Source organism: Streptomyces olindensis (assembly GCF_040645895.1).
GTDB classification, from domain to species: domain Bacteria; phylum Actinomycetota; class Actinomycetes; order Streptomycetales; family Streptomycetaceae; genus Streptomyces; species Streptomyces olindensis.
Window position 1 is genome coordinate 23,107 of the sequence record NZ_JBEYZD010000040.1, and the last position, 25,479, is coordinate 48,585.

Sequence of the window (25,479 nt, forward strand, 5' to 3'; positions counted from 1 at the left end):
CGTGCCCCGAGCGGCGGCTCAGAAGTCCTGGTGGCTCGTGCGGCGCCCACGCCACAGGACGACGGCCGCGACCAGCAGGACGCCGCCGGCGCCGCCCGCGAGGGGGGCGGCCCAGTCGGCGGTGCCGTCGCCGGAGGAGACGGCGTCCGGGCCGCTGCCGAAGTACTTCGCGCCGTAGGAGGCCGACTGCAGGCCCTCGGGCTTCAGGCGTGCGGCGGCCCTGATGGCGGCGGCGGGGTCGACGAAGCCGAAGCCGCGGGAGTCGTCGCGGCCGTCGACGGGGGCGTCGCGGGCGGTGTCCTCCAGGAGTTTCTTGATCTGGGCCGGGGTCAGGCCGGGGTGGGCCGCCTTGACCAGGGCGGCGGCGCCGGAGACGAAGGCGGCGGCCGCGCTGGTGCCCCAGCCCTCGTAGTACTTGTGGTCCGGGTCGGCGATGACGACGTCGACGCCGGGGGCGCTGACGGTGGCGTACCAGCGGCGGGTGGAGAAGGAGGCGCGGGTTCCGGAGCGGTCGACGGCGGTGGCGGCGATGACGCCCGGGTAGGCCGCCGGGTAGGAGATGCGGTCGCCCTTCTCGCCGCCGTTGCCGGCGGAGGCGACGACGACCACGCCCTTCTTCAGGGCGTACTGGATGGCCTGGTCCTCGGTGGGTTCGGGGTGCGCGGAGGCGGAGTCGTCGCCGAGGGAGAGGTTGATGACGTCGGCGCCGTGGTCGGCGGCCCAGCGGATGCCCTCGGCGAGGGCGTTGCCGCGGGTGCTGCGGGCCTTGGCCCGGGAGGGGTCGCCGTCCTCCAGGATCACGCGGACGGGGAGGATCTTCGCCTCCGGGGCGATGCCGAGGACGCCGTCGGCGTTGCCGGGGCCGTGTCCGTGGCCGGCGATGATCCCGGCCATGGCGGTGCCGTGGCGGGCCCAGGCGCGGTCGCCGGGCTCGGCGCCGAAGCGGACCAGGTCCTTGCCGGGGAGGACGTTGCCGGCCAGGTCGGGGTGGTCGGCCTCGACGCCGGTGTCCAGGACTGCGACGGTGACGCCCGCGCCCTTGGTGGTCTGCCAGGCCTCCTGCGTGTGCATGGCCTCCAGGGCCCACTGCTGGGCGCGGATGCCGTCGGCGTGGGCGGTGGCGGAGGGGACCAGGACGAGGCCGGCGGCGAGGAGGACACTCAGGAACCCGCCCGTGCGGGACGTGACGGCTTTCACGACGACTGCTCCGTGGCCGAGCGGACGTTCTTGCGGAGGCCGCGTTCGACGCGGTCGGCGAGGCCCTTCGCCTCGTAGCCGAGGCCGGCCTGTGCCGGGGCGGTGGTGGCGCCGGACTCCGTGGCGTCCTCGGCGGGCTGCGGGTCGTCGACGGTGCGGCCGTCGGCCCAGCCGGAGACGGCGTAGACGACGACCGGGGCCTCGGTGAGCACGGAGACCGTCCAGGCGGCGCGCTGCCGGGCTCCGAACTCCGCGGCGGGGGTGTCCTTCGCGGCGTAGGGCAGAGGCATGAGGTCGCTGCGGCGGTCCAGGCGCTCCTTGCGGAAACGGTTCGCGAGGGAGGTCATGCCGGGGGCGTCGGCCGTGGTGAAGAGCAGGCCGACGGTGGTCACGTAGCTCTCGGTGGCGTCGGTGTAGGTGGCGCGCAGGAGGCGTTCGCAGCCGACGGGGGCGAGGGCCTTGCGGAGCAGGGGGTCGAAGGCGCCCTTGCAGCCGCTGTCCGGGGCGACGGCGATCCGGGTCCAGGTGCGGTCGGCTCCGCCGGGGCCGGCGCCCTGGCCCTGCACGGTGGGCGGGAACAGCTGGTCGACCGGGACGGTGTGCCAGAGGCCGCCGGCGGCGGTGAAGGTGCTGCGCGAGCCCTCGCCGCCGGAGTCCCCGACCAGCCAGCTGCCGGTGACGGCGCCGGAGATGAGCCCCAGCCCGAGCACGAGGCAGACGGCGGCCGCGGCGGCCTGCGACCTGCCACGCCGCCCGAGCGGACGGGGCCGGGCGGCGCCGTCGTACCCCTCGGGCTCCCCGAAGGACACGAGGGGCCGCGTGGCGCCGGGCGTACCCCCGGGGGCGAGGGGGGCGCTCCAGGAGAGGGCCGGGTCGGGCGCGACGGGGCTGGGCTCGGAGGCCGGCGGGGCGGAAGGTGGCCGCGGGGTCGGCTGAGCGGTAGGGGTCCGGGGGGCCGGCGGGGCGTGCGGGGCGGGCGGGGAGGTGTGCGGCTGTCGGCCGGGGGCCGCGGGCAGGCGTATCCCGCGCCCCGGGGTCGAGGCGGCATCGGCACCGGTCCCGGCGGCGGCGCCGGGCTGCGGCTCGCGGTTGGGGCGCGGCGGCGTTCCCGGCCGTACGGCACCGGGACGGCCCGCCGACGACATGGGCGCCGTGCCCGGCGTACCCGGGCGGCCGAAGGATTCGGCGGCCTCGGTGGGTGACGGTTCAGCGGGGATGGGACGCAGGCGTGCGGTCGTCTCGGTCGACTTCTCGTCCGGGGCGCCGGTACGGCGGGGCGTGGGGAGGCGGAAGGGCCGGTTCGCCCCGGCCGAGCCCTCGTCCGAAAGACCGGAACCGCCCATCCGGCCGGAGGAGTCCGACGACCTCCCCGTCTGGGAATCGGAAGGGCCGCTGGTCGAGAGCCGGTACGGGCGACCAGCCGTCTCCGTCGAGCGGTCGCGGGTGACGCCGGGCGGCGTGTCCGGGAAGCGGGCGGAGGCGGGGGGCGGGGGCGGCGTGGACTCGCCGCGCTGCGCGGCGGTGGTACCGAAGCTCGGGAAGCGGGGGCGGCCGGCGGGGGCATCGGCCCGCGCGGGGGCCGTCGCGCCGCCCCGGGTCGCATGGCCCTGGTCCGTGCCTGCCCCGGTCGACGCGCCGCTGAGGCCGAAGCGCCCGGCGGAGGAGTCCCGGCCAGCGGCCGTGGAACCGGCCGAGCCCGCGGAACCGGTCGGAGCCGCGTCACGGTCCGAGGACGGCCGCGGCACACCGGCCGCCGAACCCGCACGGCCACCCGCGCCCGAGCCGGAACCAGCACGGCCACCCGCGCCGGAGCCCGTACGAGCGTCCACGCCCGGACCGGACCCGGCGTCCGCACGGCCGCCCGTACCGGAACCGAACCCCGCACGAGCACCCGGACCGGACTGAGCACCGGAGTCCGCACTCGCCCCACCACCGGCTCCGGACCGGTTCGTGTCGTCCGGGGAGGGCTGCCGCTGTGCGGCCCGCGTCGAGCCGTCGGTGTCGAGAGGATCCCGTCCGTCCGCCGCCGGCGCGGGCGGGTGGGGCGGGCGGGGTGGGGTGGAAGGGCGGGGAGGTGTGGAGGGGCGCGGGGGGAAGGAGGCGCGTCGCGCTTCCGTGCTCATGCACCCCCCGCTTCCTCGTACCCGGGCCGCTCGTTCTCGCGCGGGCCGGTGATGTCCTGCCCGAGGCCCGGCACCGACTCGTCCCGGGCACACATACCCGCACGGACGGAGCGTCATCCGGCACGGCTTCCCGGCCGGCGTCGTTCCGCCGCACGTGCGCGTCACTCTACGGCTTGTCCCTGGGCGAACGGGAACCAGTCCACGAGCCCGGGGCATCTGCCCGGAACGTCCCCCTACCCTGCGGTAATCCAGTCTGGCAGGCTGCGTTCATGACTGCGCGCGCCGCCGACCGGGCCCGTTACGACCGGGCCACCGCCCATCTCGACGCCCCTCTCGCGATCGTGGACCTGGACGCCTTCGACGCCAACGCCGCCGATCTGGTCCGCCGCGCCGGGGGCAAGCCGATCCGGGTCGCCAGCAAGTCCGTGCGGTGCCGGGCGCTGCTCGAACGCGTCCTGGCCCGGGACGGCTTCGCGGGGATCATGTCGTTCACCCTCGCCGAGTCGCTGTGGCTGGCCCGGTCGGGGTTCGAGGACGTGCTGCTCGCCTACCCGTCGGCCGACCGTGCCGCGTACGCCGAACTCGCCGGTGATCCCAAGCTCGCCGCCGCCGTCACCGTGATGGTCGACGACGTCGCCCAGCTCGATCTCATCGACGCGTCCCGGGGCGGCGGGCGTGAAGTCGTGCGCGTGTGCCTGGAGTTGGACACGTCCTTGAGGCTGCTCGGCGGGCGGGTGCGGGTCGGGGCCCGGCGGTCGCCGCTGCACTCCCCCGCCGAAGTCGCCGACGTGGCCCGGGCGGTGGCCCGGCGGCCGGGCTTCGAGGTCGTGGGGATCATGGCCTACGAGGGGCACATCGCGGGTGTCGGGGACGCGGTGGCCGGGCGGCCGCTGCGGTCCCGTGCCGTGCGGCTGATGCAGGCGGCCGCCAAGCGCGAACTCGCCGAGCGGCGCGCCGAGGTGGTGCGCGCGGTGCGGGCCGTCGTGCCGGGGCTGGAGTTCGTCAACGGCGGCGGCACCGGGTCGGTGCAGCACACCGCGGCCGAGGACGCGGTGACCGAGATCGCCGCCGGGTCGGGGTTGTACGTGCCGCGGCTGTTCGACAACTACACGTCGTTCCGCGGCAGGCCGGCCGCGCTCTTCGCGCAGCCCGTCGTGCGGCGGCCGGGGGTCGGGGTGGTGACCGTGCTCGGCGGCGGGTATCCCGCCTCCGGGGCGGCCGGGGCGGACCGGTCGCCCGTGCCGTATCTGCCCGAGGGGCTGCGCTACGACCCGCAGGAGGGGGCCGGTGAGGTGCAGACGCCGCTGCTCGGCTCGCCCGCCGACGACCTGCTGATCGGTGACAAGGTGTGGTTCCGGCACGCCAAGGCCGGTGAGCTGTGCGAGCGGTTCGACGCGCTGCACCTGGTCGAGGGGGACACGGTGACGGCGACCGTGCCGACCTACCGGGGCGAGGGCCACACGTTCCTGTAGCGGCGCGGTGCCTCAGTCCGAGGGGCCGATGCTGCTGCCCACGCCGCCGCCCGTGTCCGCGTCGCCGAACGGCCGGATGCCCTTGGTGATGCGGTCCATGTCGGCGAGCGGCGGCCCGTCGTCGCCCGCGTCGAAGACGTACCGGACGAGGACGGGTGACTCGGTGCCGACGCTGGAGGGGAAGACGAGCGACTGGACGTAGCCGCCCGGGCCCTTGGCGGTGTGCACGCGCCAGCGGACGAGGTACCCGGCGCGGCCGGCCACCGCGACCGGCCCGGACTTGACGACCTGGTGCGAGTCGATGCCGCCGTGGAGTTCGCGGCCGAGTCGGTCGCGGTCGTAGGCCTCGTCGGCCGCGTCCTCGATGTCGGCCTTGGCGAGGGCCTCGGGGGACGTCTCGTCGGTCTCGGTCACCGTGCGGGAGAAGACCATGCCGTGGCGGCAGAGGCCGACGCCGCCGGGGCAGTCGTAGGTGCCGTCCGTCGTCATCACGACGTCGTCCTGGGCGACGTGCTGCGGGCGGACCCAGCCGTCGAGCAGCGGGAAGGTGACGCCGTTGAGCTGGTCCTCGACGACGGCCGGGTCGCCGGCGGACGTCTCGGAGGCCGACGCCTCGGGGGTCGGCTCGGGCGGGCCGGCCGGGGACGTGGGGGCGGGCGCCGTCGGGGCCGACCTCGTGTCCGTGCCGCCGTCGCCGTCGAAGGCGACCGCCGCGGTGACGATCGCCGCGACGAGGACGGCGCCCGCGGCGGTGACCGCGACGGCCTTCGCCCGCCCGGTCCCGCCGCCCGGGGGCGGGGGCACCGGGCCGGCGGGGGCCTCGGGCGCGCGGCGGTGCTCGGTCCAGGCCGTACCGTCCCACCAGCGCTCCTGGTGCGGGGCGTGCGGGTCGGGGTACCAGCCGGGCGGAGGCGTCATGCTCATCCCGGCACTGTAGGGCGAGTCACCGGCCGCACGACCCCTTACAGGGGTGTGACGTACGCCCCGGCGATACCGCCGTCCACCAGGAAGTCGGTGGCGTTGACGAAGGAGGAGTCGTCGCTGGCGAGGAAGGCCACGGCGGCGGCGATCTCATCGGCCTCGGCGAACCGGCCCAGCGGGATGTGCACCAGGCGGCGCGCGGCCCGCTCCGGGTCCTTGGCGAACAGCTCCTGGAGGAGGGGGGTGTTGACCGGGCCCGGGCAGAGGGCGTTCACGCGAATGCCCTCGCGGGCGAACTGCACGCCCAGTTCCCGGGACATGGCGAGGACGCCGCCCTTGGAGGCCGTGTACGAGATCTGCGAGGTGGCCGCGCCCATCCTGGCCACGAACGAGGCCGTGTTGATGATCGAGCCCTTGCCCTGGCGCCGCATGTAGGGGATGGCGGCCTTGCAGCACAGGTAGACGGAGGTGAGGTTGACCTCCTGGACGCGCTTCCAGGCCTCCAGGCCGGTCTCCAGGATGGAGTCGTCGTCGGGCGGGGAGATGCCGGCGTTGTTGAAGGCGATGTCGACGCTGCCGTAGGTGTCGTAGGCGATCCTGAAGAGGGCCTCGACCTCCTCGGGGTCGGTGACGTCGACCTTCACGAAGGTGCCGCCGGTCTCCTCGGCGGCGGCCTTGCCGCGGGTCTCGTCGACGTCGCCGCAGACGACGTGCGCGCCCTCGGAGGCGAGACGGCGGGCGGCGGCGAGTCCGATGCCGCTGCCGGCTCCGGTGACGACGGCCGTGCGGCCGACCAGACGGCGGCAGATGCTTTCCTGGGCAGTCACTGTGCGGGGCCCTCCGTGCTGATGAAGACGTTCTTGGTTTCGGTGAAGGCGGCCAGGGCGTCGGGGCCGAGTTCGCGGCCGACGCCGGACTGCTTGTAGCCGCCGAACGGGGTCCAGTAGCGGACGCTGGCGTGGGAGTTGACGGACAGGTTGCCGGCGCGGACGGCCCGGGAGACGCGCAGCGCCCGGCCGACGTCCCGGGTCCAGATGGAGCCGGAGAGGCCGTAGGGGGTGTCGTTGGCGAGGCGGACCGCGTCCTGCTCGTCGGTGAAGGGCAGGAGCACGGCGACGGGGCCGAAGATCTCCTCGCAGGCCGCGGGCGAGTCCGGCCGTTCCCCGGTGAGGACGGTCGGCGGGAACCAGAAGCCGGGCCCGTCGGGGGCGCTGCCGCGCAGGGCCGGGGCGTCCTCGGGCACGAAGCTGCGGACCCGGTCGAGCTGCTGCCGGGAGATCAGCGGGCCCATCTGGGTCTGCTCGTCGGCCGGGTCGCCCACCACCACGGCGGCGAGGGCCTCGGCGAGCAGCTCGCGGACCTCCTCGTAGACCTGCTCCTGCACCAGGACGCGGGTGCGGGCGCAGCAGTCCTGGCCGGAGTTGTCGAGGAAGGAGAAGGGGTCGACGGCGGTCTTGAGGTCGGCGTCGGCGAAGACGATGTTGGGGCTCTTGCCGCCGAGTTCGAGGGTGACGGGCTTGACCTGCTCGGCGCCGAGGGCGGCGACGCGGGTCCCGGTCCGGGTCGAGCCGGTGAAGACGATCTTGGCGACTCCGGGGTGCCGGACCAGGGCGTCGCCCGTGATGTCGCCGCGGCCCGGCAGGACCTGGAAGAGGTGCTCGGGGAGCCCGGCCTCCAGGGCGAGTTCGGCCAGGCGCAGGGCGGTGAGGGGGGTGGTCTCGGCGGGCTTGAGGAGGACCGCGTTGCCGGCGGCGAGGGCGGGGGCGGTGCCCCAGGCGGCGATCGGCATGGGGAAGTTCCAGGGCGCGATCACGCCGACCACGCCGAGCGGTTCGAGGATCGTGACGTCCAGGCCGCCGGGCACCGGGATCTGCCGGCCGGTGAGCCGCTCCACTCCCCCGGCCGCGTAGTCCAGCAGGTCGCGGACGTTGCCGGCCTCCCAGCGGGCGTTGCCGATGAGGTGCCCGGCCTCACGGACCTCCAGCCGGGCCAGTTCCTCCAGGTGCTCGTCGACGGTGGCGGCGAAGCGGCGCAGCAGCCGGGCGCGGTCCGCGGGGGGCAGGGCGGCCCAGATCCGCTGTGCCCTGGCGGCGTGCGTGACGGCCGCGTCGACGTCGGCCGGACTCGCCCCGGCGATGGCGGCGACGACTTCCTCGGTCGCGGGGTTCAGTACTTCCAGAAGGTGCTCGGAAGACAACAAGGGCCTCACATGCGTTCGAAGGAGCGGCGCAGCTCCCAGTCGGTCACCGCGGCGTCGAAGGCGTCCAGTTCAACGCGCGCCATGTTGCGGTAGTGCGCGACCACCTCGTCCCCGAAGGCGGCCCTGGCGATGGGGCTGTTCTCCCAGAGGTCGGCGGCCTCGCGCAGGGTGGTGGGGACGTGGGCGAAGTCGGCGGTGTAGGCGTTGCCCGGGCAGGCCTCGGGCAGTTCCAGCTTCTGCTCGATGCCGTGCAGCCCGGCCGCGACCAGTCCGGCCACGGCGAGGTAGGGGTTGACGTCGCCGCCGGGGAGCCGGTTCTCGAAGCGCATCGAGCGGCCGTGGCCGACCACGCGCAGCGCGCAGGTGCGGTTGTCCTGGCCCCAGGCGACGGCGGTGGGGGCGAACGAGCCGGGCTGGAAGCGTTTGTAGGAGTTGATGTTGGGGGCGTAGAGGAGGGAGAAGTCGCGCAGGGCGGCGAGCTGCCCGGCGAGGAAGTGGCGCATGACCTCGGACATGCCGCCTTCCAGGTCTCCGGCCATGGCGTTGTTCCCGTCGGCGTCCGCCAGCGAGAGGTGGATGTGGCAGGAGTTGCCCTCGCGCTCGTTGTACTTGGCCATGAAGGTGATCGACATGCCCTCCTGGGCGGCGATCTCCTTGGCGCCGGTCTTGTAGACGGCGTGCTGGTCGCAGGTGACCAGGGCCTCGTCGTAGCGGAAGGCGATCTCGTGCTGGCCGGGGTTGCACTCGCCCTTGGCGGACTCGACGGTGAGGCCGGCGCCCGCCATCTCGTTGCGGATGCGGCGCAGCAGGGGCTCGATGCGGCCGGTGCCGAGGACCGAGTAGTCGATGTTGTACTGGTTGGCCGGGGTGAGCCCGCTGTACCCCGCGTCCCAGGCCTGTTCGTAGGTGTCCTTGAAGACGATGAACTCCAGTTCCGTGCCGACCTGGGCGGTGTAGCCGAGTTCGGCCAGGCGCTCCAGCTGGCGGCGCAGGATCTGGCGGGGGGCGGCGACGACCGGTGAGCCGTCGTTCCAGGCGAGGTCGGCGTGGACCATGGCCGTGCCCTCGTTCCAGGGGACGCGGCGCAGGGTGGTCAGGTCCGGGTGCATGGCGAAGTCGCCGTAGCCGCGGTCCCAGGAGGACATCGCGTAGCCGTCGACGGTGTTCATCTCGGTGTCGACGGCGAGCAGGTAGTTGCAGCCCTCGGTGCCGTGCTGGAGGACTTCGTCGAGGAAGAAGCGTGCGGCGAACCGCTTGCCCTGGAGCCGCCCTTGCATGTCGGGGAAGGCCAGGACGACAGTGTCGATCTCACCGCCGGCGACGAGGGCGTGCAGCTCCTCGACGCTCAGCGGGGGTGTGCGGTCTGCCACGGGAGAGCCTCCTTCGGCTTCTTTCGGCGAGCCGGGAGCCATAAGGTATTGCGGAGAACCATTGCTTGGGAAGGGGGTACGGCCACATGCCGGAGGAAGCGGTCGGCGGAGTGCGGGACCGGCTGACGCCGGTGCTGCGGCCGGTGCGCGCGGGCAACGGCTTCGAGGAGGCCCTGGAGCAGATCCTCCAGGTCCTGCGGCTGGGCCTGGTGGCGGGGGGTGAGCGGCTGCCGGCGGAGCGGGAGCTGGCGGAGCGCCTGGGGATCAGCCGGGTGACGCTGCGCGAGGTGCTGAAGGTGCTCCAGGACCAGGGGCTGGTCGAGTCGCGCCGCGGCCGCTACGGAGGGACGTTCGTGCTGCCGCGCACGGACGCCGGCGGCGAGGACGAGCTGCGGCGGCGGATCGCCGAGGTCGACATAGAGGACGTGCTGCGCTTCCGGGAGGTGCTGGAGGTGGGCGCGGCCGGGCTGTGCGCGACGCACGGGCTGGACGAGGAGCGGGCGGAGCGGCTCCGCGAGGCGCTGGCGCGCACGCACGACGCCCCGCTCGCCGAGTACCGCCGCCTGGACACCCTGCTGCACCTGACGCTCGCCGAGCTGTCCGGCTCCCCCACCCTCACGGCCCAGTACGCGGCCGTCCGCGCGACCGTCAACGACCTGCTCGACTGCATCCCGCTCCTGGTGCGCAACCTGGAGCACTCCCAGCAGCAGCACACGGCCCTGGTGGAGGCCGTGATCGAGGGCGACGCCGACCAGGCGCGGGAGATCATGCGCGAGCACTGCGGGGGCACGGCGGCGCTACTGCGGGGCTTCCTGGGCTGAGCCGGCCGGTGGCCGGGCTTGGTGAGGGCTCCCGGTGGCCGGGCTCGGTGAGGGCTCCCGGTGGCCGGGCTTGGTGAGGATTTACGGGCGATTAACGCACGGGTCTTGCCTTCCCCCGTCCGGCACCGCAAAGGTATGGCCTCATTCCATTGAGTCGTAGCGCGCTCGACCCCGTGACCGCCGCCCCGTCGGGAGTCTGCCCATGTCCGAGGAACCCACCATCACCCCCGTCGCCCCGGAGGGCGACGACTACCTGGAGCGCAGAGCGCTCCGCCGCGGCAGCGCCGGCTGGGTGCTGCTGACCGGTCTCGGCGTCGCCTACGTCGTCTCCGGTGACTACTCGGGCTGGAACTTCGGCCTGGCCGAGGGCGGCTTCGGAGGCCTGGCGATCGCCATGGTCCTCATGGGCGCGATGTACGCGTGCATGGTCTTCGCGCTCGCCGAGCTGTCCTCGATCCTGCCGACGGCGGGCGGCGGCTACGGCTTCGCCCGGCGGGCGCTCGGCCCCTGGGGCGGCTTCCTGACCGGCACGGCGATCCTCATCGAGTACGTCCTCGCCCCCGCCGCCATCGTCATCTTCATCGGCGACTACGTCGAGTCGCTGGGCCTGTTCGGGCTGGAGTCCGGCTGGCCGATGTACCTGGTCTGCTTCGCGATCTTCCTGGGCATCCATCTGTGGGGCGTGGGCGAGGCGCTGCGCTTCAGCTTCGTCGTCACGGGCATCGCGGTCGCCGCCCTCGTCGTCTTCGCGCTGGCGGCGCTGCCCGACTTCTCCTTCGCCGCGCTGGACGACATCCCGGTGGACTCCTCGGCCGCCGGGTCGAACTCCTGGCTGCCGTTCGGCCTGCTCGGCATCTGGGCGGCGTTCCCCTTCGGCATGTGGTTCTTCCTGGGTGTCGAGGGCGTGCCGCTGGCCGCCGAGGAGACCAGGGAGCCGGCCCGCACGCTGCCGAAGGCGATCCGCTGGTCGATGGGCATCCTGGTGGTGCTGGCGGTGGTGACGTTCGTCGCGGCGGCGGGGGCGCGCGGCTCGGCCGCGATCCAGGAGGCGGGGAACCCGCTGGTCGAGGCGCTCCAGCCGGACGGCGAGGCCACGACCCTGAGCAGGATCGTGAACTACGCGGGTCTGGCCGGTCTGGTGGCGTCCTTCTTCTCGCTGATCTACGCGGGCTCGCGCCAGTTGTTCGCCCTGTCCCGCGCGGGCTACCTGCCCCGCTTCCTGTCCCTCACCAGCCGCCGCAAGGCGCCGTACCTGGGCCTGCTCGTGCCCGGCACGATCGGCTTCCTGCTGGCGGCGGTGTCGGGCAACGGCGCGCGCATGCTCAACATCGCCGTGTTCGGCGCGACCATCTCCTACGCGCTGATGTCGCTGTCCCACATCGTGCTGCGCCGCCGCGAGCCGGAGCTGCCGCGGCCGTACCGGACGCCGGGCGGGGTGCTGACCTCCTCGGTCGCCCTGGTGCTGGCCTGCGCGGCGCTGGTGGCGACGTTCCTGGTGGACGTGACGGCGGCGTTCATCGCGCTCGCGGTGTACGTGGTGGCCGTCGGGTACTTCGGCCTGTACAGCAGGAAGCGGCTGGTGGCGAAGGCGCCGGAGGAGGAGTTCGCGGCGCTGGCCGCGGCCGAGGCAGAGTTGGCACGGGACTGAACGTCGACCGGGAGGAAAGTCGCAGTGGCCAGGCCGTTGATCGGGGTCAGCACGTATCTGGAGGCCGGCGCCCGCTGGGGCGTGTGGGAGCTGGAGGCGGCCCTGCTGCCGGTCGGCTATCCCCGGCTGGTGCAGCGGGCGGGCGGCCTGGCCGCGATGCTGCCGCCGGACGACCCCGACCGGGCCGTGGAGACCGTGGCCCGGCTGGACGGGCTGGTCATCGCGGGCGGGCCGGATGTGGAGCCGGTCCGGTACGGGGCGGAGCGCGAGCCCCGGACGGGACCGCCGGCGCCGGAGCGGGACGCGTGGGAGCTGGCCCTGATCGACGCGGCCCTCGCCGCACGCGTGCCGTTGCTCGGCATCTGCCGGGGCATGCAGCTGCTGAACGTCGCGCTGGGCGGCACGCTCGTGCAGCACCTCGACGGCCACGCTGAGGTCGTGGGCGTCTTCGGCGGGCACCCCGTCAAGCCGGTGCCGGGCACGCGGTACGCCGGGATCGTGCCGGAGGAGACGTCGGTGCCGACGTACCACCACCAGGCCGTGGACCGCATCGGCGAGGGCCTGGTCCCGTCGGCGTACGCGGCGGACGGCACGGTGGAGGCCCTGGAACTGCCGTCCGGCGAGGGCTGGGTGCTGGGCGTGCAGTGGCACCCGGAGATGGGCGAGGACGTACGGGTGATGCGGGCGCTGGTGGAGGCGGCGGCAGCGCGCTGAACTCCGACGGGCTGCACCTCGGGACGCGGCGAGAAGCTCACCCCCGCGTCAGCGCCAGCAGATCCCGCGCCGGACCCGTCGGCCGGTGCCCCGTCGGCCACACCGCCCTCAGATCACGGGCCAGGGCGACCCCGTCCACCGGCACCCGCACCAGCCGCCGCATCGCCAGCTCCTCCCCCACCGCCAGTTCGCTCAGCACCGCCGGCCCGGCCCCGCTCACCGCCGCCGCCTTCACCGCCGTCGTCGAGGACAGCTCGATGAGCGGCCGGGCCAGACCGCCCAGCGCCGCGTCCAGCACCTGACGCGTCCCGGACCCCTTCTCCCGCAGGATCAGCGGTGTCGAGGCCAGTTCCTCCGCCGCCACCGGCCGCCGCCGGCGCCCCCACGCGTGTCCCGGCGCCGTCACCACTATCAGCCGGTCGTGGGCGATGACCACCGAGTCGAGCCCGGTCGGCACCGTCAGCCCCTCCACGAAGCCCAGGTCCGCCTCGTCCGACAGCAGCCGTTCCGCGACCACCGTCGAGTTGCCCGCGTGCAGGGACACCGCCGTGTCGGGCCGCTGCGCCCGCAGCGCGAGCAGCCAGCCAGGCAGCAGGTACTCGGCGATCGTCATGCTCGCCGCGACCCGCAGCCGGGAGTCCCGCCGGTCGCGCAGCGCCTGCGCCCCCACATCGAACGCCTCCGCCGCCTCGACGATCCGCCGCGCCCAGTCCGTCACCAGCGCACCGGCGTCCGTGAGCCGGGAACCCCGCGGCGAACGGTCGACCAGTGCCACGCCGAGCTGCCGCTCCATCGACCGGATCCGGCTGCTGGCCGCGGGCTGGGTGACGCCCAGTTCCCGCGCCGCGCCGCCGAGACTGCCGAGGCGCGCCACCGCCAGCAGCAACTCCAGGGCGCCGAGGTCCGGCACCCGGTGCGCCAGGGACCCGGCGACCGCCGGGCCGCCGCCCTGCTCATCCGTGTTGCTCATAAACCCAGCTTATGCCGCCATAGAGGCAAACTCCCTGGTGGTGCGCCTTCCGCCGCCCCACCGTAGGAGTCATGGTCACCGCAGCCCGGCCCCTCGCGCACCCCCTCTCCGTCCGCCATCTCGGACCCAACTGGTACGCCACCGTCATGGGCACCGCCGCCGTCGCCACCGCCGGAGCCGCTCTCCCGCCGCTCGCCCCGGGGCCGCGCGGCGTGCTCGCCGGGGTCTGGACCGCCTCCTTCGCTCTGCTCCTGATCGTGCTCGGCGCCCGCTGCGCGCACTGGATCCGCCACCGTGACCAGGCCCGCGCCCACCTCCTCGATCCGGCGACGGCGCCCTTCTACGGCTGTCTCGCCATGGCCCTGCTGGCCGTGGGCGGCGGCGCCCTCACCGTCGGCCGGGACGTGATCGGCCTGCGGGCCGCGGTGGTGCTGGACGCCGTGCTGTTCACCGCCGGTACGGCTCTGGGGCTGGCCGCCGCCGTCGCCGTGCCGTACCTGATGGCCGTACGTCACCGGGTCGAGCCGGGGCAGGCGACGCCCGTGTGGCTGCTGCCGCTGGTCGCGCCCATGGTGTCGGCGGCGGTCGGGCCGCCGCTGGTGCCCCATCTGCCTCCCGGGCAGCCCCGCGAGACGCTGCTGCTCGTCTGCTTCGCCCTGTTCGGGCTGAGCCTGCTCGCGACCCTGCTCATGCTGCCGCTGGTCTTCGCCCGGCTGCTCACCGGTGGGCCGCTGCCGCTCGCCCTCACCCCGACCCTGTTCCTGGTGCTGGGGCCGCTCGGGCAGTCCACCACCGCCGTCGGCGCCTTCGCGGACGTCGCCCCGGGGGTCGTACCGGCGCCGTACAGCCAGGGCTTCGGAGCCCTCGCCGTGCTCTACGGCGTGCCCGTGATGGGGTTCGCACTGCTGTGGTGCTGTCTGGCCACCGCCCATGTGTGGCGTGCGCGGCGGCACGGGATGCGGTTCGCCATGACCTGGTGGTCGTTCACCTTCCCGGTCGGCACCTGCGTCACGGGCGCCGAGGCGCTCGGCCGGCACACCGGGCTCGTGGCCTACACGGGCCCTGCGGTAATCCTGTACGGCGTGCTGGTCCTGGCGTGGGGCGTGGCCGCCGCGGGGACCCTGCGCGGGCTGGTCAGGGGCGAGCTGCTCGCAGGGCCCGGCCCAGTACCCGTGGCGCCTCGGCCAGCGACGGCCCGTACCACGTCAGGTGCCGTCCGCTGACGAGCGCGCAGGGCAGGCCGCGGAACGCCTCCGGGCCGTCGTCGGCGGTGAAGCGGTACGGCTCGTCCGGGAGGACCACCACATCGGGGGCGAGGGCGCGGAGTTCGTCCAGCGGGACACGGGGATAGCGGTCGGGGTGCTCCGCGAACAGGTGGTCGACGCCGAGGCGGGCCAGGACGTCACCCGCGAAGGTGTCGCGGCCCAGGACCATCCACGGGCGGCGCCAGATCGGTACGACCGCCGTCAGGCGGGCGGCCGGCCGGCCGGGGCAGGGACGACCAGGTGTCCTCGGCCTCGTCCAGCCAGCGCGGGCGGGCCGTCACCCCGCAGGCGTCCAGGACCCGGGCCAGTTCCCGGAAGGCCTGGGGCACCGCGCGGACCTCCGTGACCAGGACCTCGACGCCCGCCGCGCGCAGGGCCGCCAAGTCGCCCTCGCGGTTCTCCTCCTCGTTCGCGATCACCAGATCGGGGGCGAGGGAGAGGATCCGGTCGGTCCGCGGGTTCTTCGTCCCACCGACGCGTACGGCGTCCAAGTCCGGCGGGTGGGTACACCAGTCGGTGACGCCGACCAGCGCCCCGGGCGCCGAGAGGGCCACGGCCTCCGTCAGCGAGGGGACGAGGGAGACCACCCTCACCGGCGCGGCCGGTCCCGGACCGCCTCGATGTGCTCCGCGACGGCGACGACGATCACCCGGGTGTCCGACTCCGCCGCCCGCCAGCGGTGCCGCACACCGCCGGTGAGGTACAGCGTGTCGCCGCGGCCGAGGCGGTAGGCGCGGCCCTCCGCCTCGATCTCCACCGCGCCGTCGGCGACGTACATCAACTGGTCGTTGCGGTACTGGAATTCACGGCCCGCGTCGTGGTCACCGGTGAACTCGGAGGCGTGCATCTGGTGGTGGCCGCGCACCAGGGAGCGGGCCCGGGGCTGGGCCGGCGGCTCGGTGTCCTCGGCGCGGACGACGTCCACGCTGCACGCCGGGTCCGCGGCCGCGAGGAGTTCCACGGCGGTGGTGCGCAGGGCGTCGGCGACCTTCTCCAGCGAGCTTCGGCTGGGCCGCGCCCGGTCGTTCTCGACCTGGCTCAGGAACGGGACCGACAGGCCGCTGCGCTCGGCCACGACGGCGAGCGTGAGCTCCAGCGCGCGGCGCCGTCGGCGCACGGCCGCGCCCACCCGCAGGGGCTGCTCTTTGTGGTCGCCCATCGCTCCGGCTCCCTCCTTCGCCCGTCGATCCGCTCCCCGTCCGCCGGTGTCCCGGCGCACTCCTTCTGTTGAGTTGTCTGCACCCTACGCATGTTCGGCAAACCGTTTCATGCGCCCGTCACATCGACGTCATACGAGGTGACGCGGGACCTCACAGTTCGCGCCAGGGGAACCGCCGTCCCGAGGATGGGGCGGGGATTCCTCGCCTGGAAGGAACAGGGAGGCAGCGGGGGTTCGGGGGGTGGCGTAGCGCTCTGTGGTTGTCCGGATCCCGCTCGTGGGAACGGGGGGCGGGGTGGGACGCGGCGTGTCGCGCGTCCCACCCCGGAACCCTACTGCGGAGTCATCCGGTTCACCATGTCCGGATGCTCCTCGAGCCACGCGGCGACGGCCTCCTCCTCATGGCCCTGGCCGCGGTCCTTGATCTCGCTCTCCAGGGAGCCGAGCTCGTCCTCGCTCATCCTGAAGTTCTTGATCCACTTCGTGAGCTGCGGGTACTGCTCGGGGAACTTCTCGTTGGAGATGGTGCGGATCGTGTTGCCCTCGCCGAAGGCCTTCTTCGGGTCCTTCAGCTTGGTCAGCTTGTAGTCGCTGTACGCCCAGTGCGGCGACCAGAGCGTGACCGCGATCGGCTCCTTCTTGGCGTAGGCGCGCTTCAGCTCGGCCAGCATGGCCGGGGTGGAGCCGTCGACGACCTCGTATTCCTTGTCCAGGCCGTAGGCGGGCAGGACCTTGTTCTTCGCCAGGTCCATCTCGCCGGTGCCCGGCTCGATGCCGATGATCTTCCCCTTGAAGGTGCCGGCCTTGCCCTTGAGGTCGGCCAGGGAGTCGACGCCCTTCACGTAGGACGGCACGGCGATCTCCAGTGAGGTCGGTTCGTACCAGGTGCCGAGGTCCTTGAGCCGGTCCTTGTTCTTGTCCCAGTAGTTCTTCTGGGCGTAGGGCAGCCAGGCGTCGAAGTTGAGGTCGAGATCGCCCGAGGCCAGGCCCGTGTAGACGGGGCCGACGTCCATCTGCTTGAGGTTCAGCCGGTAGCCGCGCCGCTCCAGGACGTTCTTCCACAGGTAGGTGACGGCGATGTCCTCGTCCCAGGGGAACCACGCCACGTCCAGGGGCCGCTTCGCCTCGGCGGGCGTGCCGCCCCCGGCGTCCTTCACCGGGGCCATCCGGTCGACGAAGCCGGGGTTCTGCTTCAGCCAGGCGCGCACGGCCTCCTGCTGGTTGCCCTTGCCCGCCTTGTTGATCTCCGCTTCGAGGCTGGTGAGCTCCTTCTCGCTCATCCTGAACTTCTTCAGCCACCCGGCGACCGTCGGGTCGTCCTTGGCGAAGCCCTTGCGGGACAGGGTGTGCACGCCGTCGCCCTCGCCCCAGGCGCCCTTCGGGTCCTTGAGCTTCTTGAGGTCGTAGTCGTTGTAGGCCCAGTGCGGCGACCAGAGGGTGACGACGATCGGCTTCTTCTGGGCGTAGGCGCGCTTCAGCTCGGCCAGCATCGCGGGCGTGGAGCTGTCGACGACCTCGTACTCCTTGTCCAGGCCGTACTCCTTGAGGACCTTGCTCTTGAGCAGGGCCATCTCGCCGGCGCTGGACTCGATGCCGGTGATCTTGCCGCCGAACTGCGACGCCTTGCCCTTGAGGTCGGCCAGGGAGTCGATGCCCTTCATGTAGGAGGGCACGGAGAGCTCCAGGGACGTCTTGTCGTACCAGGCGCCGAGGTCGTCGAGCTGCTTGCCGTACTTCTTCCAGTACTGGGCGTGGGTGGTGGGCAGCCAGGCGTCCGTCTGGAAGTCGACGTCGCCCTGGGCGAGGGAGGTGTACAGCGGGCCGGCGTCGAACTGCTTGGCCTCGACCTGGTAGCCGCGCTGCTCCAGGACCTCCTTCCAGAGGAAGGTGGAGGCGACGCCCTCGTCCCAGGGGATGTAGCCGATGCTGATCTTCTTGCCCTGGCCGACGTCCTTGCCGCTCGCCGCGGCCTCGGTGCCGGAGCTGCCGCCGAGGACGCCCATGCCCCCCGCGGTGAGCGCGAGGACGACGACTCCGATCACGGCGACGACCGGGCGCGGCCGGTAGGACCAGATCTTCAGCCCCTGGGCGGCGCGCAGCTTGGCGGCGGCGCGGCGGCCGAGCGGGGAGACCTGGGTGCCCAGCGCGCTGGTCATGCGGTCGAGGTAGATCGCGAGGATCACGATGGCCACGCCGGCCTCGGAGCCGAGGCCCACGTTGAGCTGGCCGATGGCCTCGTTGACGTCGCCGCCGAGGCCGCCGGTGCCGACCATGCCGGCGATCGCGGCCATGGACAGGCCCAGCATGATGACCTGGTTGACGCCGGCCATGACCGTGGGCAGCGCCAGTGGGAGCTGGACGCGCAGCAGGGTGTTGCGGGGCGTCGTGCCGAACGCGTCGGCGGCTTCCACGAGTTCCTTGTCGACCTGCCGGATGCCCAGCTCGGTCATGCGCACGCCCGGGGCGAGGGCGAAGATCAGGGTGGCGACGATGCCCGCGGGGGCGCCGGTGCCGAAGAAGAGGATCGCCGGGATGAGGTAGATCATCGCGGGCAGCGTCTGCATGAAGTCCAGGACGGGCCGCACCAGTCCGCTGACGCGGTCCGAGCGGGCCGCCCAGATGCCCACCGGCAGGGCGATCGCCAGGGCGATGACGGTCGCCACGAGGACGAGCGCCAGGGTGATCATCGCGTTCTCCCACAGTTCGAGGGAGTCGATGAACGCGAATCCGGCGAAGGCGAGGACACCGGCGAGGGTGCCGCGCAGCCAGAAGGCGATCACGGCGAAGATGCCCGCGAGGAGCAGCGGCTCGGGGGCCTGGAGGACGGCGTTGATGCCGTCGTAGAGGCCGAGGAAGACGGTCTTGCAGAAGTCGAACAGCCACGCCATGTGGGTGGTGAGCCAGTCGACCGCGTCGTTGACCCAGGTGCCGAGCTGGATCCTAGGCATGGGCGGTCACCTTCTCTCCGCCCTTGTCCCGCGGGGAGTCGCAGGGCTGCGGAGCCGCGTCCTGCTCGTCGCCGAGGAAGCCGATCAGGCGCTGCCGGGGGACGACGCCGACCTGCCGGTTGTCCTCGTCCACGACCGAGACCGGGTGGGAGAGCCGGGCGCTGATCGCGCAGAGCTCGGTGAAGGGGGTGTCGGGCGTGGCGGTCGCGCAGTGGCAGCCGGGGTCGTCGGCGGTGACCGAGGTGTCCATCAGCTCGCCGGCGGTCAGGACGCGGGAGCGGTCGACGTCCTGGGTGAAGGAGGCGACGTAGTCGTTCTCCGGGCGCAGCAGGATGTCCTGGGCGGTGCCGTTCTGGACGATGCGGCCGTCGCGCATGACGGCGATGCGGTCGCCCAGGCGCATGGCCTCGTTCAGGTCGTGGGTGATGAAGACGATCGTCTTCTTGAGCTTCTGCTGGAGCTCCAGCAGCTGGTCCTGCATGTCGCGGCGGATCAGCGGGTCCAGGGCGCTGAAGGACTCGTCCATCAGCAGCAGGTCGGCGTCGGTGGCGAGCGCGCGGGCGAGACCGACGCGCTGCTGCATGCCGCCGGACAGCTCGTCGGGCCAGGACTTCTCCCAGCCGGCCAGGCCGCACAGGGCGAGCGCCTCGTCGGCGCGGCGTGTGCGCTCGGCGCGGGGCACGCCCTGCACTTCCAGGCCGTAGGCGGCGTTCTCGCGCACGCTGCGGTGCGGGAAGAGCGCGAAGTGCTGGAACACCATGCTGATCTTGCGGGAGCGGACCTCGCGCAGCTCACGGCCGCTCAGCGCGGTCAGGTCCTGGCCGTCGAAGCGCACGTGGCCGGCGGTCGGCTCCAGCAGACCGTTGAGCATGCGCAGCAGTGTGGACTTGCCTGAGCCGGACAGGCCCATGACGACGAAGATCTGGCCGGGCTCCACGGTGAAGGAAGCGTCGATCACGGCGGCGGTCGTGCCCTCGGCGCGCAGCTCCTCCCGGTCGGCTCCGTTCCTGAGCCGCTCGACCGCCTGGTCCGGTCTCCTGCCGAACACTTTGTACAGGCTCTCTGCCTCAAGGGTCGCTGACACGTGCACCTCTGTTTCCACGACTACGAAAACGCAGCGAGGCCGGGGCGCAAAACAGTTGAAATGCGCAACCGACCTCGCTCCGGGGCGGCGCCTACCCCGTGGCCGAAAACCAAACCCGGACGTGGGGAGCTTCACACAGAACGCACACACCGCAACATGTTGCGCGCCGCGACCGGCTGTCGGTGCCGTACGGCATGATGCGTGGCGTGACCGGACGACTGATGCTCCTCGACACCGCTTCCCTGTACTTCCGCGCCTACTTCGGCGTCCCCGACTCGGTCAGGGCACCGGACGGCACACCGGTGAACGCCGTGCGCGGGCTGCTCGACTTCATCGACCGTCTGGTGAAGGACCACCGGCCCGACCACCTCGTGGCGTGCATGGACGCCGACTGGCGTCCGCACTGGCGCGTGGAGCTGATCCCCTCCTACAAGGCGCACCGCGTCGCCGAGGAGCACGCGTCCGGCCCGGACGAGGAGGAGGTGCCCGACACGCTGTCGCCGCAGGTGCCGGTCATCGAGGCGGTGCTGGACGCGGTGGGCATCGCGCGCGTCGGCGTCGCGGGGTACGAGGCGGACGACGTGATCGGCACGTTCACGGCGCGGGCGAAGGGCCCGGTCGACATCGTCACGGGCGACCGCGACCTCTACCAGCTGGTGGACGACGCGCGCGGGGTGCGCGTGCTGTACCCGCTGAAGGGCGTGGGCACGCTGCAGCACACCGATGAGGCGGTGCTGCGGGAGAAGTATGGGGTCGACGGGAGCGGGTACGCGGATCTGGCCCTGCTGCGCGGCGACCCCAGCGACGGCCTGCCGGGCGTGCCGGGCATCGGTGAGAAGACGGCCGCCAAGCTGCTGGCCGAGTTCGGGGACCTGGCCGGGATCATGGCGGCGGTCGAGGACCGGCGGTCGAAGCTGACGCCGACGCAGCGCAGGCGGCTGGACGAGGCGCGTCCGTACCTCGCGGTCGCGCCGAAGGTGGTCCGCGTCGCGGACGACGTACCGCTGCCGGACGTCTCCACGGCGCTGCCGCGGGCGCCGCGCGACCCGGCGGCCCTGGAGGCGCTGGCGGCCCGCTGGGGTCTGGGCGGGTCACTGGAGCGCCTGCTGACGACGCTCGGGGCCTGACTCCTTGGTAAGAGAGCTATGAGACCTTCGCGTCTGAGAGGTGTGAACCGGGAGCGAGGTGCTAACTTAGGTAACCCTAACTATGCGAATCAGGGAGGTCCCTCATGGCAGAGCGACCGGGACGCCAGCCGCGCACGCCGCACGCCGCTCAGGTGGTCCGCACCGAGCGGCTGACCCCGCACATGCAGCGCGTGGTGCTCGGTGGCGAGGGCCTCGCCGACTTCGCCGCGGACACCTGCACCGACCACTACGTGAAGCTGCTGTTCCCGCCCGGGGACGTCACGTACCCGGAGCCCTTCGACCTGCAGCGCATCCGCGAGGAGCTGCCCCGCGCCCAGTGGCCGGTGACCCGGACGTACACGGTGCGCCAGTGGGACGCCGAACACCGCGAGCTCACCCTGGACTTCGTGATCCACGGCGACGAGGGCCTGGCCGGCCCCTGGGCCGTGCGTGTCCAGCCGGGCGAGACGGTGTGGTTCATGGGCCCCGGCGGGGCGTACGCGCCCGACCCGGAAGCGGACTGGCATCTGCTCGCCGGTGACGAGAGCGCCCTGCCCGCGATCGCCTGCGCCCTGGAGGCCCTGCCGCGCGGGGCCCGGGCGTACGCCTTCGTGGAGGTCTCCGGCCCCGAGGAGGAGCAGAAGATCGACTCCGACGTGGAGGTCGTCTGGCTGCACCGCGGTGACCGGCCCCTGGGTGAGGCGCTGGTCGAGGCCGTGCGGAACCTGGAGTTCCCCGAGGGCCGGGTGCACGCCTTCGTGCACGGCGAGGCACACTTCGTGAAGCAGCTGCGCCATCTGCTCCGGGTCGAGCGCCACGTCCCCCGCGAGGACCTGTCGATCTCCGGCTACTGGCGGCGCGGCCACAACGAGGACGGCTGGCAGGCCTCCAAGCGGGAGTGGAACGCACGCATCGAGGCGGAGCAGGAGAGCACGCCGGCGGCCTGAGGCAGAGACCGGCCGCCCTAGGCACAGACCGGCCGCCCTAGGCACAGACCGGCCGCCTGAGGCAGAGACCGACAGCATCGGCCGACCGAGGGGCATGGGCTCGCCGGGAGGCGTCGGCCCACCCGGGGGCATCGGCCCGCCGAAGGCAGCGACCCGCCGTGGCATCGGTCAGCCCGGGGGGCGGCTTCGGCCCGCCACGAGCCATGGGCCCGCCGGGAGGCAGCGGCCCGCCCGGGGGCATCGGCCCGCCACGCGGCATAGGCCTGCCGAGAGGCCCCTCAGTCTCCTCGTACGCGCGCGTGCAGATGCATGTCGTGCCGGCCGTCCGGCTGAAGGGCGGCGTCGCGCTTGGTGCCCTCCAGGGCGAATCCCGTGCCGACGGCGACCCGGCAGGACGCCTCGTTGCGCACGGCGTGCAGCAGCTCCAGCCGGTGGAAGCCGACCTCGTCGAGGGCCCAGCGGGTGAGCGCGGTCGTGGCCCGGGTGGCGACGCCCCGGCCCCGCGCCTCCGGGACGGTCCAGTACGCCACCTCCGCCGTCCCGTCGTCCAGCCGCATCTCGCGCAGCGCGACCCGCCCCAGCAGCGCGCCCGAACCCGCGTCGACGACGGCCCAGTGGGCCTCCCGCTCCTCCTCCCACGCCCGGTGCCAGTCCCGGATCCAGCCGGCGACCTCCTCCTCGGAGTCGGCGGCCCGGGCGTGCCACTGGTGCATCACCGGGTCCTGGAAGACCTCGTACACCGCGGGCGCGTCCCCGGCCCGCCAGGGGCGCAGGCGGAGGCCGCCGTCGGCGGGGAGGGTGGGCTGGGGGCGGCGGGTGAGCGTCCCGGCGGTCAGGACCGGGCCGATGAGGAAGGGCATGCCCGGCATCCTGTCGGACCGGCGGCAGGTGGCCCCAGTGATTTTCCGCCCGTGCGCGCCGGCCTCGTACGCTGGGCCGCGATGAGACGCAAGACCCGCACCCCGCCCTCTCCCCTGCCGCAGCGCCACGGGGTGGACCCGGTGCGGGTGCGGCTGCCCGCCGCGGGCGCCTGGGCCACGGTGCGCGAGCATCTGGTGGAGCGGCTCTCCGGGGCGGGGACCGGGGTCGTCGACGGGATGTTCGCCGCGGGGCTGGTCGTGGGAGCGGACGGACGGTCCGTGCCGCCGGACGCGCCCTTCGTGCCGGGGATGTTCGTGTGGTTCCACCGGGAGCTGCCCGCGGAGGCGCCGGTGCCCTTCCCGCTGGAGGTCGTGCACCGGGACGAGCACATCGTCGTCGCCGACAAGCCCCACTTCCTCGCCACCACCCCGCGCGGCGCCCACGTCGCCGAGACGGCGCTGGCCCGGCTCCGCCGCGAGCTGGACCTGCCGGCACTCACCGCCGCCCACCGCCTCGACCGGCTCACCGCCGGGCTCGTGCTGTTCACCGTGCGCCCCGAGGAACGCGGCGCCTACCAGACGCTGTTCCGCGACCGGCGGGTCTACAAGGAGTACGAGGCCGTCGCCCCCTACGACTCCGCCCTCGCGCTGCCCCGGACCGTCCGCAGCCGGATCGTGAAGGAGCGCGGGGTGCTGACCGCGCGGGAGGTGCCGGGCGAGCCCAACGCCGTGAGCCGCGTCGAACTCGTCGAGCACCGCACGGACGGGGCCGGCCCCCTCGCGCGGTACCGGCTGCTGCCCGGCACCGGGCAGACGCACCAGCTGCGCGTGCACATGACCGCGCTGGGCGTGCCGATCCTCGGCGACCCGCTCTACCCGGAGGTGACCGGGCCCGTGCCGGCCGGTGACTTCCGGCGTCCGCTCCAACTGCTGGCACGGGGCCTGGAGTTCACCGACCCGGTCACGGGAGTGGAGCACCGGTTCCGCAGCGGCCGGGTGCTCGCGGCCTGGGCGTCGTACGACCGGTGGGCCACCGGCACGTACGACGTCCCGTACGACGGCCCGTCAGGCGGTCAGTAGCCGCGCCACCAGCTCAGGAAGCGCTGCCAGACACCCTTGCGCCGGGGTGGCTCCTCCGACGCCGGCTGCGGCTGGACCGGGACCGCCTGCGGCTGCACCGGAGCCGGCTGGGGCTGCGGCTGCGCGGCGGCCGGTGCGGGCTGGAGCGGCGCGGCGGCCGCCGCCGGCTGAGGCTGGGGTTGCGGCTGAGGCTGCACGGTGCCGATCTGCCAGTCGGAGCGCTGCGCCGGGACCGGCTTGTGGTTCGGCTGCTCCGACACGTCCTGCGGCGGCTTGGGTGAGAACTGCACCGGCATGCTCACCAGGTGCCGGGAGGCGATGGACGCCGTCCAGCGCAGGTCCTCCTCGTCGCAGTCGAGTTCGACGTCCGGCAGCCGCATCAGCAGGGCGTCGACGCCGACATCGGCGATGGAACGGCCGATGTCCTGGCCGGGGCACTCGTGCGGGCCGCCGCCGAAGGCCAGATGGGAGCGGTTGCCCTGCATGCTGGCCTTCAGGTCCGGCCGCACGCGCGGGTCGACGTTGGCCGGGAGCGGGGCGAACAGCAGCCCGTCGCCCCGCCGGATGCGCTGCCCGCCCAGCTCGGTCTCCTGCTTGGCGAAGTAGGCGAAGACCGTGCTGAACGGCGGCTCGTTCCACAGCGACTGTTCCACCGCCTCCGGCACCGTCATCTGGCCGCCGTTGAGCTGGGCCCGGAAGCGCGGGTCGATCAGCACCGTGAGCAGCACGTTCGACAGGAGGTTGGTGGTGGCCTCGTAGGCGGCGAAGAGCACCAGGCGCAGGTGCTCCCTGACCTCGTCGTCGTTGAGCCGGGCCGGGTGGGTGATCAGGTAGCTGGCGAGGTCCTCCTCCGGCTGGGCGCGGCGGCGGGCGGTGAGCCGGCTCAGGGCGTCCATGACGTAGGAGTGGCTGGCGATCGCGGTCTCGGTGCCCTTGAGCGCGTCGCGGGCGGCCTCCACGATGCGGTCGTTGTACTCGCCGGGCATGCCGAGGATCTCGCACATCACCGCCATCGGCAGGTGCTCGGTGAACTGGCTGACGAGGTCGGCCTCGCCCTTCTCGCAGAAGCGGTTGACGATCTGCTGCGTGCTGCGGTTGATGTAGCGGCGCAGGCTGCGGAAGTCGATGGTCGAGATGGCACCCATGACCGCGCCGCGCAGCCGCTTGTGCTCGTCGCCCTCGGCGTGCGAGGCGATGGGCTGCCAGGCGATGTGCGGCATCAGCGGGTGGTCGGGCTTGACCAGGCCGTCCTTGAGGGGGGTCCAGATACGGCTGTCCCGGCAGAACTGCGAGGGCGAGCGCACCATGTGCAGATTCTCGGCGTGGCCGAGGACGATCCAGATCGGCACGTCGTCGTGGAGCAGCACGGGCGCCACGGCACCGTGCTGCTCCCGCAGTTGCTCGTACAGCGCTCCCAGGTCCTCCGCCTCGTGCAGCCGGTGCAGCCCCCCGGGCCCGAGGCCGTGCGCGGGGCAGCCGGGGGGCGGCCCGGGCCGGGTGTCGTCCGTACCGGTCGGGGCGTGGGATTCAGGCGTCACAGTGGTCGCTCCGAAACTTTCCAGATGTCTGGGGG

General features: G+C 73.4%; 20 protein-coding genes and 1 pseudogene. 8 read left to right on the top strand and 13 right to left on the bottom strand.

From position 1 onward, the window contains the following. Positions 1-18: 18 nt before the first annotated feature. Entirely contained in the window at positions 19-1,197 is a 1,179-nt protein-coding gene (gene mycP / locus ABZ948_RS24790) for a type VII secretion-associated serine protease mycosin (RefSeq protein WP_359762968.1), read from the bottom strand. Further along, complete coding sequence (locus ABZ948_RS24795) at positions 1,194-2,006, bottom strand: hypothetical protein (protein WP_359763038.1); 813 nt, start codon at positions 2,004-2,006, stop codon at positions 1,194-1,196. The genes mycP and ABZ948_RS24795 overlap by 4 nt, the downstream gene beginning before the upstream one ends. 1,583 nt (positions 2,007-3,589) lie before the next feature. Between ABZ948_RS24795 and ABZ948_RS24800 the strand changes: the two genes are divergently transcribed. Then, positions 3,590-4,792 carry an amino acid deaminase/aldolase gene (locus ABZ948_RS24800; RefSeq protein WP_359762970.1) on the top strand — a complete coding sequence of 401 codons (1,203 nt, stop codon included), beginning with the start codon at positions 3,590-3,592 and terminating at the stop codon, positions 4,790-4,792. A 12-nt stretch (positions 4,793-4,804) separates the two neighbouring features. Here the strand turns inward: ABZ948_RS24800 and ABZ948_RS24805 are convergent, their stop codons facing one another. Genes ABZ948_RS24805 through ABZ948_RS24820 form a run of 4 tightly spaced genes read right to left on the bottom strand, consistent with a single transcriptional unit; the run spans position 4,805 to position 9,283 of the window. Beyond that, positions 4,805-5,710 carry a DUF2510 domain-containing protein gene (locus ABZ948_RS24805; protein WP_359763040.1) on the bottom strand — a complete coding sequence of 302 codons (906 nt, stop codon included), beginning with the start codon at positions 5,708-5,710 and terminating at the stop codon, positions 4,805-4,807. Between the two features lie 44 nt (positions 5,711-5,754). Next, positions 5,755-6,540, bottom strand: coding sequence for a 3-oxoacyl-ACP reductase (locus tag ABZ948_RS24810; RefSeq protein WP_359762971.1), 786 nt, complete (start codon positions 6,538-6,540; stop codon positions 5,755-5,757). After that, positions 6,537-7,910, bottom strand: coding sequence for an aldehyde dehydrogenase family protein (locus tag ABZ948_RS24815; protein WP_359762973.1), 1,374 nt, complete (start codon positions 7,908-7,910; stop codon positions 6,537-6,539). Before ABZ948_RS24815 ends, ABZ948_RS24810 begins: the two co-directional genes overlap by 4 nt. 8 nt (positions 7,911-7,918) lie before the next feature. After that, the gene (locus ABZ948_RS24820) at positions 7,919-9,283 is read right to left on the bottom strand and encodes a glutamine synthetase family protein (protein ID WP_359762975.1); all 1,365 of its coding nucleotides are present in this window, start codon (positions 9,281-9,283) and stop codon (positions 7,919-7,921) included. Between the two features lie 86 nt (positions 9,284-9,369). Between ABZ948_RS24820 and ABZ948_RS24825 the strand changes: the two genes are divergently transcribed. From ABZ948_RS24825 to ABZ948_RS24835, 3 genes are all read left to right on the top strand, one after another. Continuing rightward, complete coding sequence (locus ABZ948_RS24825; RefSeq protein WP_359762976.1) at positions 9,370-10,104, top strand: FadR/GntR family transcriptional regulator; 735 nt, start codon at positions 9,370-9,372, stop codon at positions 10,102-10,104. A 202-nt stretch (positions 10,105-10,306) separates the two neighbouring features. Next, a complete protein-coding gene (gene eat, locus ABZ948_RS24830) occupies positions 10,307-11,752 on the top strand; it encodes an ethanolamine permease (RefSeq protein ID WP_359762978.1) in 1,446 nt (481 codons plus the stop codon). A gap of 36 nt (positions 11,753-11,788) precedes the next feature. Beyond that, a complete protein-coding gene (locus tag ABZ948_RS24835; protein WP_359763042.1) occupies positions 11,789-12,466 on the top strand; it encodes a gamma-glutamyl-gamma-aminobutyrate hydrolase family protein in 678 nt (225 codons plus the stop codon). 37 nt (positions 12,467-12,503) lie between these two features. Here ABZ948_RS24835 and ABZ948_RS24840 read toward each other — a convergent pair whose 3' ends face one another. Then, entirely contained in the window at positions 12,504-13,436 is a 933-nt protein-coding gene (locus ABZ948_RS24840) for a LysR family transcriptional regulator (RefSeq protein ID WP_359762980.1), read from the bottom strand. A 71-nt stretch (positions 13,437-13,507) separates the two neighbouring features. Here ABZ948_RS24840 and ABZ948_RS24845 point away from each other — a divergent pair, with 71 nt between their 5' ends. Further along, a complete protein-coding gene (locus ABZ948_RS24845) occupies positions 13,508-14,659 on the top strand; it encodes a TDT family transporter (protein ID WP_359762981.1) in 1,152 nt (383 codons plus the stop codon). Here the strand turns inward: ABZ948_RS24845 and ABZ948_RS24850 are convergent. The 4 genes and pseudogenes from ABZ948_RS24850 to ABZ948_RS24865 all read right to left on the bottom strand — a co-directional run bounded on the left by ABZ948_RS24850 (position 14,571) and on the right by ABZ948_RS24865 (position 19,892). Further along, a pseudogene (locus tag ABZ948_RS24850) lies at positions 14,571-15,294 on the bottom strand (helical backbone metal receptor). The gene ABZ948_RS24845 and the pseudogene ABZ948_RS24850 overlap by 89 nt on opposite strands. Next, a complete protein-coding gene (locus ABZ948_RS24855) occupies positions 15,291-15,860 on the bottom strand; it encodes a helix-turn-helix domain-containing protein (protein WP_359762982.1) in 570 nt (189 codons plus the stop codon). Before ABZ948_RS24855 ends, ABZ948_RS24850 begins: the two are co-directional and overlap by 4 nt. Before the next feature lie 332 nt (positions 15,861-16,192). Continuing rightward, positions 16,193-18,808 (bottom strand): ABC transporter permease/substrate binding protein, encoded by a 2,616-nt coding sequence (locus ABZ948_RS24860; protein WP_359762984.1) that lies wholly within the window; start codon positions 18,806-18,808, stop codon positions 16,193-16,195. Then, positions 18,801-19,892 carry a quaternary amine ABC transporter ATP-binding protein gene (locus ABZ948_RS24865; protein WP_359762986.1) on the bottom strand — a complete coding sequence of 364 codons (1,092 nt, stop codon included), beginning with the start codon at positions 19,890-19,892 and terminating at the stop codon, positions 18,801-18,803. The genes ABZ948_RS24860 and ABZ948_RS24865 overlap by 8 nt, the downstream gene beginning before the upstream one ends. 197 nt (positions 19,893-20,089) lie before the next feature. Between ABZ948_RS24865 and ABZ948_RS24870 the strand changes: the two genes are divergently transcribed. Together ABZ948_RS24870 and ABZ948_RS24875 are read left to right on the top strand one after the other, a co-directional pair. Further along, positions 20,090-21,019 carry a 5'-3' exonuclease gene (locus ABZ948_RS24870; RefSeq protein ID WP_359763044.1) on the top strand — a complete coding sequence of 310 codons (930 nt, stop codon included), beginning with the start codon at positions 20,090-20,092 and terminating at the stop codon, positions 21,017-21,019. Positions 21,020-21,123: 104 nt separating this feature from the next. Next, a complete protein-coding gene (locus ABZ948_RS24875) occupies positions 21,124-21,966 on the top strand; it encodes a siderophore-interacting protein (RefSeq protein ID WP_359762988.1) in 843 nt (280 codons plus the stop codon). 278 nt (positions 21,967-22,244) lie between these two features. Here the strand turns inward: ABZ948_RS24875 and ABZ948_RS24880 are convergent, their stop codons facing one another. Beyond that, positions 22,245-22,826, bottom strand: coding sequence for a GNAT family N-acetyltransferase (locus ABZ948_RS24880; RefSeq protein WP_359762990.1), 582 nt, complete (start codon positions 22,824-22,826; stop codon positions 22,245-22,247). 81 nt (positions 22,827-22,907) lie between these two features. On the opposite strand from ABZ948_RS24880, the gene ABZ948_RS24885 reads away from it, so the two are divergent. After that, positions 22,908-23,906, top strand: coding sequence for an RluA family pseudouridine synthase (locus tag ABZ948_RS24885; RefSeq protein ID WP_359762992.1), 999 nt, complete (start codon positions 22,908-22,910; stop codon positions 23,904-23,906). Here the strand turns inward: ABZ948_RS24885 and ABZ948_RS24890 are convergent. Beyond that, positions 23,900-25,444: a cytochrome P450 gene (locus ABZ948_RS24890; RefSeq protein WP_359762994.1), complete on the bottom strand. Its 1,545-nt coding sequence runs from the start codon at positions 25,442-25,444 to the stop codon at positions 23,900-23,902. The two genes, ABZ948_RS24885 and ABZ948_RS24890, sit on opposite strands and share 7 nt — an antisense overlap. Between the last annotated feature and the right edge of the window lie 35 nt (positions 25,445-25,479).

Coding starts and splice junctions, on each gene's coding strand:
- ABZ948_RS24880 (WP_359762990.1), bottom strand. CDS start 22,826: ATGCCCTTCCTCATCGGCCCGGTCCTGACCGCCGGGACGCTCACCCGC.
- ABZ948_RS24825 (WP_359762976.1), top strand. CDS start 9,370: ATGCCGGAGGAAGCGGTCGGCGGAGTGCGGGACCGGCTGACGCCGGTG.
- ABZ948_RS24855 (WP_359762982.1), bottom strand. CDS start 15,860: ATGGGCGACCACAAAGAGCAGCCCCTGCGGGTGGGCGCGGCCGTGCGC.
- ABZ948_RS24860 (WP_359762984.1), bottom strand. CDS start 18,808: ATGCCTAGGATCCAGCTCGGCACCTGGGTCAACGACGCGGTCGACTGG.
- ABZ948_RS24800 (WP_359762970.1), top strand. CDS start 3,590: ATGACTGCGCGCGCCGCCGACCGGGCCCGTTACGACCGGGCCACCGCC.
- ABZ948_RS24885 (WP_359762992.1), top strand. CDS start 22,908: ATGAGACGCAAGACCCGCACCCCGCCCTCTCCCCTGCCGCAGCGCCAC.
- ABZ948_RS24805 (WP_359763040.1), bottom strand. CDS start 5,710: ATGACGCCTCCGCCCGGCTGGTACCCCGACCCGCACGCCCCGCACCAG.
- ABZ948_RS24840 (WP_359762980.1), bottom strand. CDS start 13,436: ATGAGCAACACGGATGAGCAGGGCGGCGGCCCGGCGGTCGCCGGGTCC.
- ABZ948_RS24875 (WP_359762988.1), top strand. CDS start 21,124: ATGGCAGAGCGACCGGGACGCCAGCCGCGCACGCCGCACGCCGCTCAG.
- ABZ948_RS24845 (WP_359762981.1), top strand. CDS start 13,508: ATGGTCACCGCAGCCCGGCCCCTCGCGCACCCCCTCTCCGTCCGCCAT.
- eat (WP_359762978.1), top strand. CDS start 10,307: ATGTCCGAGGAACCCACCATCACCCCCGTCGCCCCGGAGGGCGACGAC.
- ABZ948_RS24870 (WP_359763044.1), top strand. CDS start 20,090: ATGCGTGGCGTGACCGGACGACTGATGCTCCTCGACACCGCTTCCCTG.